We start from the raw sequence: 12,331 nt of genomic DNA on the forward strand, positions 1-12,331 counted from the left end.
CCTAACATTATATTTTTGAGCGCATTAATCTTACATTTAAATTAACTAAAGGCAGTTTCCATTTCATTTTTTGGGTTAATATAGTAAATAATGTTTCAATTAATACTTTCTTGTCACAAACCCAAGCTATCGAATAACCGCAATCCATCCTTTAAAAACAGGCATGGCAATTTTGGAATCAATAACATAGTAATAGGTCCCTACAGGGACTGGCTGTCCGTTAAACGTCCCATCCCAGGGTTCAATGTAACCAATAGAAACATATACTCTTACTCCATAACGATTAAAAACATTGACAGCTACGTTGGGATAGCTATCCAGATATTCAATTTTCCATGCATCATTTACCCCATCGCCATTCGGAGTAAACGTATTTGGGATTATAGGTTTTTCCAACACCTTTACTAGAATATCATCTTGTAAAATACAACCTTCATCAGAAGTAATAGTCACTGAATATCGGGTATCTTCTGTTGGCGAAGCCAGTGGATTTCGAATATCATCGCGATCAAGTCCGATAGAAGGGCTCCACTTATATTTCAAATTAGTTCCAGTTGCTCTTACCTTAAACCTGACCCCTCCCCCCCTCAAAATCATGGTATCTGAACCAGCATTTAAAAAAGGAGTAGTAATATTCAACTGCCGATTTACAGTATGATCGCAGCCAAACTCATTGGTTACTTTTAAACTAACCGTATAGGCACCTCCTGCAGTATACTGATGTAAAAAAGGAGCGCCATTCGTAAACTCGGTAATAGTCCCGTCGCCCAGATCCCAATTCCATTTTACAATTTTACCCAGAAATGGAATCGAAAGATCAGTAAAGGTGATTCCTGAATTATTACAACCTGGAAGGCTCATTGAAAAATCAGCTATTGGTATGGCCATAATCTTCAAATCCTTTTTAAATTCTATTGCATTACAACTAGTTGAATTTTGCACCTTTAAAATCACAGTAAATAAACCCGGATTTGCATACACATGTTTAGGATTTTGTTCAGCCGAAGTTTGTCCATCACCAAAATCCCATAACCATGAAGTAATAGCGTTACCATTATCCATACTTTGATCTGTAAATACTATTTCATTTTTTGCACATAGATTGGATGAATTGGTAAATAATGTGGTTGGAGGTTCAAAAACATTAAACTCATAGTCTATTTGCTGCGTATTAAGCGTACAACCTGCGGCCGATGCATAGCTAGCAATTACCTTGACCATTTTCTCTCCAGGAATTCTATACCCAGCATTTCTGGGAAATATATATTCGTAATAAATAATACCATTGCGTGTTACAGGGGTAGCAACCGGATTATTTTGCACTATCAATGGGTCAGTTATATCCAACTGCCAGGTTAAGCTTGTGGCCGGAGAGGTTAAAGTTAAAACAAAGTCTAAATCCTGATTGGTACAGGCATTTTTAATTTCTTCAAACGTGATTTTATTAATTGCTTTTATAGATTGACTTGAAGCAAGATTCGTGCCTGCAGAATAAGCATAAGACTCTACATCACCAAAACCGTAAGCAATTGCATTAAACCCATCAGAGGCTGATAAATTAAAAATCTGTGTGGGGTATTGATTCAAATTTAGCTGCAGGTATGAAAGGCCCGGAAAGGATGGCAAAGGCGTAAATATTCCATTAGGCACACGACCATTAATTCTAAATGAAGCTACTGCAGCTGTTTTTATTAGAATATTAACATAATTCTCGCTGATATCTTCCTTATTAGAAGAATAAACAGTTATGTTTTTAATATTGTATTCAATCGGATTTAAAATTACCATATCCGGATCACCGAGCCCTCCGCCTGCGCAAGTTTGAGTAAGTGAATATTGAGCAACTGCTATAACCTTGTTTGCGGTAATATAGGCAGGCTGATTAACAGGTAATGGAGTTTGATAAAATTGACCTGCATTAAGTGTCACTATTAGATTTCCATTATATAAAACTTCTGTATTGTCATCTTTTGCCAGTATACGGACATAGTTACCGTTAGTTCTGGTTAGTGCCCCTGATTGTGTGCGAGAGCTGAAAGGAATAAAACCATAGGATTTACCCCAGCTTTCAACAGGATAATTTTGTTGATAAAGCGGATCTGAAGTAATGCGTCCTGCACATCCACTAGGAATAGTTATAGCAGAATTCGTGGTCCCTGAAAACATTGCAAACTGCTTACAGCCAGATGTTATTGGATCAACAAATACGCTAGTACCAGTCAGATCATTGGTTGAAAGATATTCATACACATCGCCAATATTTTGAAGTACTATGCCACCGGGCACTAGGTCTAAGCCATTTCGTCTTATAAATATTTTGGTATTCGGTTCACTTGCAATCAAAACAATATGATTTTGACCATCATCCAGCGTATTACCAGATATATAGTTCATACTAAAATACTGTTGTCCCAATGCCTCTTTAGGGAGTATTAGCGAAGCGGCAGAACGCGCTCCAGCAAAAATATGTCCATAAACTACTACTTTAGGTTTTCCTGGATCAACTTGCACTCTAATTGCCCTATTGGAAAGCACCCTTCCTGCTTCTGCTTCATCAATATAGGCCTGAGCTCTGGGTATCTGAACCTCAATAACAGAATTTGCCTGCGACAAAACAAAAGTGGTCCGAAATGTACCAACTGTAACTTCACCTGACGAAGCTTGGTTTCCAGTAATAAATATTGAATAATTTGCCAATGGCCTAACTCCACTGAAATTTGCTGCTACATGCGAAGGAAATACTGCCCAAAAATCTGTGCCTTCGTTCGAAGTACTTTGGGCCTTAAGCTGCTGAATGCCCAAAATTAGAATAAAAAATACAATAAATCGATTCAGCATTCCTTGAGTTAAGTGAATATGAGCATGATAATTTCGCCAATATCTTTAGATACGTACAAAACTTCAAATTCAGTTCTAAAATTAATAAATAGACATCAAGTATTCCTGATTAGAAACAAAATGACAGTAATCATCAAAACTCTGTAGACCAATTGTTTACTTATAAATGGCTGATATTTAGAAATAAAAAAATGCCTGAAGAATAGACTCTTCAGGCATTTAATCAAGGTTAGATAAATCTATTTTCTAAGAGATTTAATGATCTCTAAAGCTTCTTTTGTTGAGTGAATTAGCTCTGCATACTTTTTGTTTTCCATAACCTCTTTACTCACTAGTTTACTGCCCATTCCAACCGCACAAACACCTGATTTAAACCAGCCTTCAATATTTGCTTTATCAAGTTCAACACCACCTGTAGGCATAAATAAAAGATTAGGAAACAACTCTTTTATAGCAGACATGAAACCTGGACCAAGAATATTTCCTGGGAATAATTTAACCATCTTAGCACCCAATGTCTCGGCTTTAATAATTTCAGTCGGAGTCATACAACCAGGTACCCATAACAAATCATGTTTATCGGCTACCTCAGCAACACGCTCTACAAGACCCGGGCAAATAATATAGTCAGCACCAGCATCAATAAATGTTTGCGCCATATTTCCGTCTTTGATCGTACCAATTCCAAGGTACATGCCTTCTAATTCCGAATCTACAACCTTGCGCATTGCTTTAAAATTATGTAAGGCTGCTTCTCCACGGTTTGTATATTCAACTGCACGAATACCGGCAGAATATAAAGATCTCAACAGTTGAACACTGGTTTCTTCGTCTTTATTAAAATATAATGGCAATATACCCTGCTCGGGTATTAACTTCAGAAGTTCGGATTTTTTACTCATCGTTATAGTTATTAAATTAAAACTGAGCTACTAATTTAGATAATTAATGAATAAATCATTCAATGTAAACGAAATTCAAGGTATTTATCTGGTTAAGTAACTTTTTACATTAATTAATCGATAAAACAGGCATAAAGCTTTTAATTATCGGTCATTAATGTATTTTTGTTTATCCTAACAAAGAATATTTAACAAACACCTTTCAAATAAATTACAAAATAACCATGGCTAAAAAAGTCGTAACACTTGGAGAGATAATGATGAGATTATCAACTCCTGATTTCAAGAGATTTGTACAAAGTGATAGTTTTGATGTTACCTATGGTGGCGGTGAAGCAAACGTTGCAGCTGCATTATGTAACTACGGGCTAAATGGAACATTTGTTTCTAAAGTTCCGAACAATCCATTAGGACAATCCGCTATTAATCATTTACGCCGCTATGGTGTTGACACTCAGTTTGTTGCTAGAGGCGGAAACAGATTAGGAATCTATTTCCTTGAAACTGGGGCATCTATGAGAGCATCTCAGGTTGTATATGACCGAGCTGATGCTTCTATTTCAGATGTTGATGCTTCTGAATTTGATTTTGATAAGATCTTTGAAGGAGCAGACTGGTTCCATACAACAGGAATTACTCCTGCACTGAGTGATAAAGCAGCTGCTTTGACTGAAGCTGCTTTGAAAGCTGCAAAAGCTAAAGGCATTACGACCAGTATTGACCTTAACTACCGTAAAAAATTATGGAGTAAGGAAAAAGCAAGAGAGGTAATGACCAGACTTTGCCAGTATGTGGATGTTTGTATCGGTAATGAAGAAGATGCAGATACTACCCTTGGCTTTACAAGTAAAGGAACAGATGTGACTAAAGGAGAACTTAATCTTGATGGATACAAGGATGTATTTCAGCAGATGAAGGCAAAATTTGGCTTCAAGTACATTGCATCCACACTAAGAGAAAGCCATAGCGCTTCTGATAATGGTTGGTCTGCATTAGTATATGATGGAACTGAATTCTATCATACCAAGTCATATGAAGTAAGAATAGTTGACCGTGTTGGAAGTGGCGACTCATTTGCAAGCGGATTCATATATGGTTTGGTAACCAACATGAAAATGAGTGATGCCGCTGAGTTTGGTGTTGCGGCTTCTGCTATTAAACACACAATACCTGGCGATTTAAATCATGCCACATTAGCAGAGGTTAAAGACCTTGTTGGTGGCGATGGTTCAGGACGTGTACAACGATAAATAAATTACGGATTTTAAACTGCCTCAATTCAAGCAAATTTTAAAATCGTTTTAAATAAACAATATGATCATAGATAGTTTAGAGAATGCAGAAAGGTATATCAGCATTCATCCGCTTTTCGAAGAGGCATTTAAGTATATTAAAACACTCGATCTTAAAAATACTGAGATTGGGAAAACTGACCTTAGTGACGGATTAAAGATTATTGTTGCTGAAAAAGTAGGAATGAAGCAGGAAGAGTCTGTGGCAAAATTTGAATGTCACAATCAAAATATTGATATCCAGCTTTGCATTAGTGGTAAAGAACAAATGGGTTGGAAATCACGACAGTCTTGCAGCTCACCAAAGGGAGAATATAATACAGAAAAGGATGTTTTGTTTTATAACGATGCTCCAGATATGTTTTTTGAATTAACAGATAATCAATTTGCTATTTTCTTTCCTGAAGATGTGCATGCTCCAATGATTGGCGATGAAGTTATCAAGAAATTGATCGTTAAAGTAAAAATCTGATCGGTTTAATATTAAAAAAAGGGATAGTCTGAATATAATCAAACTATCCCTTTTTGTTTGGACCAGGTTCTTTTAAGAACCGTAAATCATTCCGTTATATTTTTCTGCAAGAGCTCTGGTTACAGCACCTGGCCTTCCATCTCCTAAAAATTTTCCATCTACCTGAACTACCGGCAATATATTTTTAGTTGTACTGGTTATAAAAGCTTCTTTAGCATTTCTGAGTTCATCTAGTGTTACATCTCTGGCCTCGGTATGGTAAGTAGCTGCAGAAATTTCCAACACCTGCTTTCTACTTACTCCTTTTAACATGTCCGATTCGGGAGTTAATACTTGATCATCCTTGGTAACGATAAAAAAGTTTGCCCTTGGACATTCCCGAATCAGTCCATTACTATGATACAAAACATCATCTGCCTTCTTTTCTTTTAAAACAGGCTGAAGCCAAATAGCTTGTAAATAATCCAATGTTTTTGCATTGGCAAATTGACGCTGGTATTCATGAGTGATCACGCTAACCCCATGCTCTTGCATTGTTCTGGGAATCTGAAAACTATGCTGAGTAATAATCAAGTTAGGCGCTGCTATATTGAATCCATCCTCCGAAAATCCGCCAGTCAGTATGATCTTTATACCAGAATCACTTAAGTTGTTTTTTTTAATAAGCTGATTTATTCTATTGCTAACTTCATCTCTACTCGTTTTAATATCGAGTCGCATCAATACAGCAGAGCGAAAGAAACGATCAAGATGATCTTCAAGGAACACAGATTGACCATCAATGGTCTTAAAAAAATCAAAGATCCCATAGCCTCTTTGAACTGCAAGGTCTGAAATATTAACCTGAGCATCATCGGCAGGGATTAAAGAATCATTGACCCAAACATAGCGTGTACTCATTATTATTTTGATTATACTTTTAAGAATTGGAATTAATGATCAAATGAAATAGCTTAAAGGGTATGACCATTGAATCCTATATAATTTTTGCATACATACAATATTAGCAAAAATCTGATTTATAAATTAGCATTAATGTCTATTGGAGCTCGACAGATCTTTTTTGATTGTAAAGATTTGATTTTATTGTATTGCTCATCTACCAAAGGCCGCGTACAGGGCTTTGATTTTTGTATTAAGGATCAATTAGAATTAACGCCCTGTCCAATACCGCGCAAGACGGTTAATACAATTTTTATTCTCCGACACGCTTGCACAAACCTTTAATAACCGTTCTTCCCGCCTTGACTGGTGCGGCAATTACAGATCTAGCCAACCCACTATATTCATAGCAGCAGGCATAGCGGTAGCGTTTATTCGGTGTAGTTTATTGTTTTTTAAAGGCACTCATGGTCTCGTCGTACCGCCTCGGCATTGGTCCTTTTTTGCTACAGAAAAAGGTAAAACCCCCGTGGCTATGAGCGGAATGAAATGATGAATGGTGGACAGCTAAGTCCAGGAACAGGAAAACTCATATCAATCTCAAACAAATCGTCCATTCACTGCACCTCCGTTCACCTCTCTTCCGCATTGACTGGTGCGGCAATTACTTAACTATCCAACCCACTGACATTCATAGCAGCAGGCGTAGCGGTAGCGTTTTGGTCCTTTTTTGCTACAGAAAAAGGACTAAGCCCCCGCGGCTATGAGCGGGAGGAAATCATGAATGCTTGGTGGGTACCACTAAGCACAAGGGAATTAGTTATTTGATGAAAATTAGGTCTTTGCCTTTGGCAAAAATTATTTGTGTCTTTTGTCTTGAAACAAAAGGCACCAAAAGTTCAAGAAAGAACGATGCTCCCACCCCCGAGGGCAAAACACCTGGCCCGCCGTTCTTTCATCCCACCGCGCGGATATTGTAGTTCATTAATTATAAATTTTCATTTATCAAAACTTGACAGGGTACTAAGGTTAACGTTAGAGGGGGTTATGAACGTTCATCCACAAACGGCTACGTACAGGGCTTTGATACTTTGTTTTGGGATGATAATAGAACTACCGCCCTGTCCAATGCCGCACAAGACGGTGAATATAGTAAAGCACAATTATTTTTATCCGCCACGCTAGCACAGACCTTTAATAACCTCTCTTCCGCATTGACTGGTGCGGCAATTACAGTCTTAGCCCTCGCAGAACCTTTCATAGCAGCAGGCGCAGCGGCGGCATTTTGGTCCTTTTCTGCTGCAGGAAAAGGACTAGGCCCCCGCGGCTATGAGCGGAATGAAATTATAAATGCTTGGTGGGTACCACCAAGCACAAGAGAAATTAGTTATTTCATGAAAATTAGGTCTTTGCCTTTGGCAAAAATTATTTGTGTCTTTTGTCTTGAAACAAAAGGCACCAATGCCGAAGCGCACTTCAGCGCTGAGACCACGAAGACCTATAAAAACACAATAAAAAATACTGAGTAACTTCAAGAAATGACCCCTCTTAAAGGTCGGGGCAGGCTTTGCTTACACCCCCGAGGGCAAAACACCTGGCCCGCCGTTCTTTCATCCCACCGCACAGATATTCTGCTTCATTTAGTATTTATTATTTTTAGTCAAAATCTGACAGGCTACTAAGGTTAACGTTAATGGGGTTATGATTGTTCATCGACCAAAGGCCGCGTACAGGGCTTTGATTTTTGTATTAAGGATCAATTAGAATTAACGCCCTGTCCAATGCCGCGCAAGACGGTTAATACAATTTTTATTCTCCGACACGCTTGCACAAACCTTTAATAACCGTTCTTCGACCGCCCGGGGCGAATAGTACAACACACACTCATTGGCACCCACTAACATATCCTCATTTTTATTACTTTTAATATTAAACCCAGAAAGTTATCTTGCATGATATTAATCCTGAGATATTTTTTTTTAGCAAGAACTGAATTTTGCAGGGTCTACTAGGATAGTTAATAAATAAACGTATGAAGTCTAATTCCTCAAAAATTGCCATGAAAAAATTAAGCGGACTAATTTATCTGTTCCTGAGCATCTTGTTCATTAGCCCTGTTTTTGCACAAAAACTAACAAAGCGAAAAGTCGCTAAAGTATTTAAGAATTCAGAAATAGTAAATAATCATTATACCGGCTTTGCGCTATATGACAATGAGACGAATAAGCCAATATTTGAGCTAGATGCTAATAAACCTGCTATTCCGGCTTCAAACACCAAAATTTTTACGCTATACACGGCTTTAAACATGCTAGGAGATTCCATTCCGGGTTTGCGATACATTACTAGGGGTGATTCCTTAATATTCTGGGGCACGGGTGATCCGTCTTTCCTTCATCCCGATCTTAAATCAAGAAAAATCTATGATTTTCTAAAAAATTCAGACAAAAAACTCTTCTACTCGCATAGCAACAGCAGTACCGATTTTGCAGGGTCTGCCATTTATCAAATTGCAATGGTTTCTATGCCCGTTATAGAAAATACAGGAAGAGCCTATACCGACAAAGATGGAAAGCTTAGATTAAGCCCTGCTTTTTTAGAGAAATCTCTGAAAATGGATACAACTTACCATCCAATAACCTTTACGATACGTAGAGATGAAGAAACCAATTCATTTACCTATCCAAACATGCCAGTGCCTGCCAATTTCAGGCAAACACTTTACTTGGTTCCAGGCTCTGAACTTACTACCTCATTCCTTGCCGATACCCTAAAAAAACAGGTAAACACCCTTAATATGAGGCTCCCACAAAATGCAAAAACTTTGTTCAGTATCCCATCAGATACACTTTACCGCAGAATGATGTTGCCAAGCGACAATTATCTGGCCGAGCAACTATTATATGTTTGTTCATCCTTACTTCCCGGGAAGCTTAGTGTTGACTCGGCCATTGCCTACAGTTCTAGAAATTTTTTAAGTGACTTGCCTGATAAATTTCAATGGAGAGATGGTTCGGGATTATCTAGAAATAATTTATTCAGTCCGCGTTCCATCATCAAGATTCTAATCAAATTAAAAGAGAAAATTAATAACGAAGAAAGGCTTTTGAACTTATTTCCGGCAGGTGGTGTGAGCGGCACCATTCGTACTGCTTACAAAACAGATAACGGTAGTCCATTTGTATGGGCCAAGACCGGTAGTTTATCTAATGTCCATTTACAGGGTGGATATTTCATCACCCGGAAAGGTAAAAAGTACTTATTTTCATTCATGAACAATAATTTCCTAATCCCAACAGCTGACATTCGCAATGAAATGGTTAGGATAATTACTGATTTTCATAATAAATACTGATTTTAACTATTCAATATCATCTAAATAAAACATGCAAAGCCCAAAAATATTTCTTTCTTTCGCATTAACCTTATTTTTAACATTAAACATTGCTTTTGCACAAAAAGCTTCGCCCTTAAATGGAAAAATTATAGTTATTGATCCCGGACATGGAGGATCAGCTGCTACTGACAGTTACCGTCAAGGTCCAACAGGAGAACGTGAAGAATGGATTGATCTTAGAGTAGGATTGCTATTAAAAGAGATGCTAGAAGAAAAAGGAGCAAAAGTATTCATGACCCGAAGTACTGACGTTACATTTCCATTAGCCGACCGTTCAAAAATGGCGACTGATAACCAAGCAGATTTTTTTGTTTCAATACACCATAATGCTACAGCCGACCCTTCCGTAAATTTTCCAATCATCTATTTTCACGGATTATCCTCCTCGAACAAAGCGGGTGTTGCCTTTGGAAAACAACTGGCAAAAAACCTGGCAAAATACATGTATAAATCAAAAACTCAGGTGAGTGTCGTATCTGACTTTACCATATTTTCAGTAGCAGGCTCATCTGTATTACGTGGAACATACGGTATACCAGGTGTTTTGGCTGAAGCTTCATTCTTCACAAATCCACAGGAAGAAAACCGTTTAAAAGAAAAGGAACATAACTACAATGAAGCAATGGCTTTTGCCTTGAGTATTGAGAATTTTTTCAAAGGCACTATCCCTAAAATAAGCCCAAAAATAGCATCCGACTTTCCACCACAATTTGCCACCCTTCAGGAAGCAGAACGTATGAGTCCGCTGGCAAAACGCTGGCTACAAGACTTTAACGAAGCCAAAGAATTAATGAAAAGCAAGGATAAAGAAGTTCTTCAAAAAGCTTACGATCTTTTCACACAATCAGCAAGGTCATTCCCCGACTCTTATGTTGCAGCCCAATGCCATAAAAACAGAGTAATTTTATTAAAAAAAATGGGAAAGCCTGATGAAGCAATGCAGGAAGAGAAAAGAGTGAATGAATTCTTCCCGGATTAAATCTGGGATAACTCAGGCTCAAAACCGAAATATCAGTACCCAAATACATTCGGCAACTGCTGAATATCCTGATTTAGATTAAGTAAATAACCATTAATAACAGCAAATTCAGGTTTGCCCTCTCTGGTTAATAGAAACTGAGCCTGCTGGCCAATACCGGCTGCTTTAAGTGGCCCAATTTCATTATTAGTCAGGTTTAGAAGTCTGTTACTCAGTGGTCCGGCAGGAGATTTAGCATCCAACCATTTCACGAATAAATATCCTTCCTTAACCAATTGAAACTCTTCTTCCTGGGTTAACTTATCCCATTCACTTTTCAGGAGCAATTTAACCTTTCCAGGAATCAGGCTCAATTGAGAAGCTTCAATTTCATGATAACCATAACTAAGCTCCAAATCTCCAAGCTCCTCTATTCGTCCGTTATAAGACATACTTGCAAAAGCAGGGCCCTTAATCTGGGATAGATTAATTCCAAGATTAGTTCTAAAAGATATACCCTCTTTATTAATACTCACATTCCTAATCACCAGATCATACAATGACCTGCTATTTTCAGGGATCAATTCATAGTTTGAAAGACTCTGACTGATATAAGACTTTTTAGCAATAGACTCCAAAGCCGTCAAAAGCGCATAGAAATTTATTTTTCTGATGTATTGTTTCTCAGGATCTGCTTTGAAACCTCCTGATTCTATCAGAATGGTAGATATACCCATGGCTTGAAAGGTATCTCCAAAACAACGTGGATCAAAAGCATCATCGTATTTAGCAATATTTCCAGGAATTTTGGTCTGAAGAGCATCATTCATAGTGAGGATCAACTGGGTAGCTATTTTCCTGCTTGCATTCATATCTTTTGGATAATTATAGGCTGGAGCAAGAAATGAAATCGTAGCCGATTTATCGGTACGACCAGCCGCATAAAGCGTACTTTGATCATGCAAGTTAAAACCGATCTCAGGCTGAATATTTTTAGCAATGTTCATCAATGCTCTTCCCTCAGGGCTGACCAACAAACGGGCATCGCGGTTAATATCAATTTCCTGATCATTTCTTCTCTTCCACTCTTGAGCACCATCAGGATTAAGCATAGGAACGAAATGCAGCTCCAGATTATCCCTAATCATTTTTCGTAAAGAATCAAACTCATCAATTCCTGTTAAAAAATTGAACAGATCGAATAAAGCCATTGTTGCAGTAGATTCATCTCCATGCATTTGAGACCAAAGTAAGACCTTGGTCTTACCTCTACCGTAAGTTAGATGATTGATGCTACGTCCTTTAATTGACCGACCAATCTCTTCAGTTATAAATAATCCTGAATTAATATTTTTCTGAATTAGTTGCTGGACATCACTATGTTTAACAAAGCGATTTTTTATACTGGTTTCATGATACAGTTCATAATTATCCCATACCCTATCCACATCTTTTTTAACCTGAACAGAATCCTGAGCAGCTACAATTGAAACACTAATAATCAAAAAAACAGTAAGAAATATAGTTTGTAATCGCATGAAATTGAAATATTAATCTGCTAAAAATACAAAATATACAATTCCTATATTA

Annotated in this window: 9 protein-coding genes; 5 read left to right on the forward strand and 4 right to left on the reverse strand. The window is 37.6% G+C overall.

Going from position 1 to position 12,331, the window contains the following annotated elements:
• Positions 1-126 precede the first annotated feature (126 nt).
• Together ACIQZ6_RS00580 and ACIQZ6_RS00585 are read right to left on the reverse strand one after the other, a co-directional pair.
• On the reverse strand, positions 127-2,838 hold the full coding sequence (locus ACIQZ6_RS00580) for a PKD domain-containing protein (RefSeq protein ID WP_395807136.1): 2,712 nt from the start codon (positions 2,836-2,838) through the stop codon (positions 127-129).
• A gap of 239 nt (positions 2,839-3,077) precedes the next feature.
• A complete protein-coding gene (locus ACIQZ6_RS00585; protein WP_395807138.1) occupies positions 3,078-3,740 on the reverse strand; it encodes a bifunctional 4-hydroxy-2-oxoglutarate aldolase/2-dehydro-3-deoxy-phosphogluconate aldolase in 663 nt (220 codons plus the stop codon).
• 224 nt (positions 3,741-3,964) lie between these two features.
• On the opposite strand from ACIQZ6_RS00585, the gene ACIQZ6_RS00590 reads away from it, so the two are divergent.
• Together ACIQZ6_RS00590 and ACIQZ6_RS00595 are read left to right on the forward strand one after the other, a co-directional pair.
• On the forward strand, positions 3,965-4,990 hold the full coding sequence (locus ACIQZ6_RS00590; protein WP_306550075.1) for a sugar kinase: 1,026 nt from the start codon (positions 3,965-3,967) through the stop codon (positions 4,988-4,990).
• 64 nt (positions 4,991-5,054) lie between these two features.
• A complete protein-coding gene (locus tag ACIQZ6_RS00595) occupies positions 5,055-5,504 on the forward strand; it encodes a YhcH/YjgK/YiaL family protein (protein ID WP_395807140.1) in 450 nt (149 codons plus the stop codon).
• Between the two features lie 72 nt (positions 5,505-5,576).
• On the opposite strand, the gene ACIQZ6_RS00600 is transcribed toward ACIQZ6_RS00595, so the two are convergent.
• Positions 5,577-6,404: an aminotransferase class IV gene (locus ACIQZ6_RS00600; RefSeq protein ID WP_395807142.1), complete on the reverse strand. Its 828-nt coding sequence runs from the start codon at positions 6,402-6,404 to the stop codon at positions 5,577-5,579.
• 1,073 nt (positions 6,405-7,477) lie between these two features.
• On the opposite strand from ACIQZ6_RS00600, the gene ACIQZ6_RS00605 reads away from it, so the two are divergent.
• The 3 genes from ACIQZ6_RS00605 (at position 7,478) to ACIQZ6_RS00615 (ending at position 10,762) form a co-directional block, all read left to right on the forward strand.
• A complete protein-coding gene (locus tag ACIQZ6_RS00605; RefSeq protein ID WP_395807144.1) occupies positions 7,478-7,915 on the forward strand; it encodes a hypothetical protein in 438 nt (145 codons plus the stop codon).
• Positions 7,916-8,418: 503 nt separating this feature from the next.
• The gene (locus ACIQZ6_RS00610; RefSeq protein WP_395807146.1) at positions 8,419-9,741 is read left to right on the forward strand and encodes a D-alanyl-D-alanine carboxypeptidase; all 1,323 of its coding nucleotides are present in this window, start codon (positions 8,419-8,421) and stop codon (positions 9,739-9,741) included.
• Between the two features lie 31 nt (positions 9,742-9,772).
• A complete protein-coding gene (locus ACIQZ6_RS00615) occupies positions 9,773-10,762 on the forward strand; it encodes an N-acetylmuramoyl-L-alanine amidase (RefSeq protein WP_395807148.1) in 990 nt (329 codons plus the stop codon).
• Between the two features lie 32 nt (positions 10,763-10,794).
• Here the strand turns inward: ACIQZ6_RS00615 and ACIQZ6_RS00620 are convergent, their stop codons facing one another.
• Positions 10,795-12,279, reverse strand: a complete 1,485-nt coding sequence (locus ACIQZ6_RS00620; RefSeq protein ID WP_395807150.1) for a M14 family zinc carboxypeptidase — start codon at positions 12,277-12,279, stop codon at positions 10,795-10,797.
• Positions 12,280-12,331 lie beyond the last annotated feature (52 nt).

It is taken from the genome of Daejeonella sp. (assembly GCF_044348475.1).
Lineage (GTDB): Bacteria > Bacteroidota > Bacteroidia > Sphingobacteriales > Sphingobacteriaceae > Daejeonella.

Excerpts from the sequence above, each read along its gene's own strand:
- ACIQZ6_RS00580 (WP_395807136.1), bottom strand. The coding sequence starts at position 2,838 with ATGCTGAATCGATTTATTGTATTTTTTATTCTAATTTTGGGCATTCAG.
- ACIQZ6_RS00585 (WP_395807138.1), bottom strand. The coding sequence starts at position 3,740 with ATGAGTAAAAAATCCGAACTTCTGAAGTTAATACCCGAGCAGGGTATA.
- ACIQZ6_RS00590 (WP_306550075.1), top strand. The coding sequence starts at position 3,965 with ATGGCTAAAAAAGTCGTAACACTTGGAGAGATAATGATGAGATTATCA.
- ACIQZ6_RS00595 (WP_395807140.1), top strand. The coding sequence starts at position 5,055 with ATGATCATAGATAGTTTAGAGAATGCAGAAAGGTATATCAGCATTCAT.
- ACIQZ6_RS00600 (WP_395807142.1), bottom strand. The coding sequence starts at position 6,404 with ATGAGTACACGCTATGTTTGGGTCAATGATTCTTTAATCCCTGCCGAT.
- ACIQZ6_RS00610 (WP_395807146.1), top strand. The coding sequence starts at position 8,419 with ATGAAGTCTAATTCCTCAAAAATTGCCATGAAAAAATTAAGCGGACTA.
- ACIQZ6_RS00615 (WP_395807148.1), top strand. The coding sequence starts at position 9,773 with ATGCAAAGCCCAAAAATATTTCTTTCTTTCGCATTAACCTTATTTTTA.
- ACIQZ6_RS00620 (WP_395807150.1), bottom strand. The coding sequence starts at position 12,279 with ATGCGATTACAAACTATATTTCTTACTGTTTTTTTGATTATTAGTGTT.